Genomic DNA, 978 nt, shown 5'->3' with positions numbered 1-978 from the left:
GTTCGGTAATCCCTGCTGTACAGAACGTGATACTTTTATAAAATTTTTCTAGATCTTTTGCTTCTTTTTCAATATTTGTTTTATCGAGTTCAGTGAGTATTTTATCCATTGCTTGAGAAATGGCATTATTTTGCACAAATTTATTGCCATCAAACAAGGATGCAAACACGGGACGCGTTACAAGATGTTGTGCTAACATCTCAACAGCTTCTTCTTGTTTGATTTCACTGTTTACGTTGTTTTGTAATTCTTTATGAAAGGTATTAAAAGCAAGATAAGTTTCACTCTTTTCTTCCACAAGCATATCTTTAAGACGGGTGATATGGTTTTGTGCAATCTCAGCAACATTGCCAGCCCAATTTTCCCAATAATCCGTGATTTTAAAACTATCCAGAAAAATGGCTTTGATAAAATCAACAAATTCAGAAGGAAGGGGTAATTCTCTTTGTCCTCCTCCATATGTCGATTTGAATTTGTTTGCTGCTGTTCCAATAGTGTGTACAGAACTTTCTGCTTTTGATTGTATCGAGACCTCATCAACCGTTGTGGTGAGTTCTTTTAATTCATCGGCACGCTTAACCTCTATAATCTCAATCGTATGACTGCTATCTTGCCCTAAAGACATTTGATTAATCGTCNAAACAACATGGTACTTCTTATTATTCCGTAAAGCTTTTTTGGCTTCTAGGTGTGAAGGAATGATAACCGGTAAAATGATATAACCTGTCTTTTTTCCCTTGGCACGACGCATTACACGTCCCACCGCCTGGATCACATCCACTTGGCTATTACGTGGGTGTAAAAACATGATCGCATCAAGAGCAGGAACATCAATCCCTTCTGAAAGACACCGCACATTGCTTAAGATCCGACAAACCTTGTGACCCGCATCTTGTTTCAGCCAATCCAACTCTTCATTGCGTTTTTTGACACTTTGTGTCCCGTCAATATGTCTTACGTCACAATTGAGAAAGGGAA

1 protein-coding gene is annotated in these 978 nt (G+C 38.2%); it reads right to left on the bottom strand.

What is annotated here, in order from left to right; all coding sequences use genetic code 11:
• Positions 1-978, bottom strand: a 978-nt coding sequence (locus tag ABD909_RS04235) for a helicase-related protein (protein WP_345096724.1), incomplete at both ends; no start/stop codon positions are given.

Source organism: Bartonella acomydis, assembly GCF_039543025.1.
GTDB lineage: Bacteria > Pseudomonadota > Alphaproteobacteria > Rhizobiales > Rhizobiaceae > Bartonella > Bartonella acomydis.
This window is presented reverse-complemented; position numbering and strand designations above follow the sequence as displayed.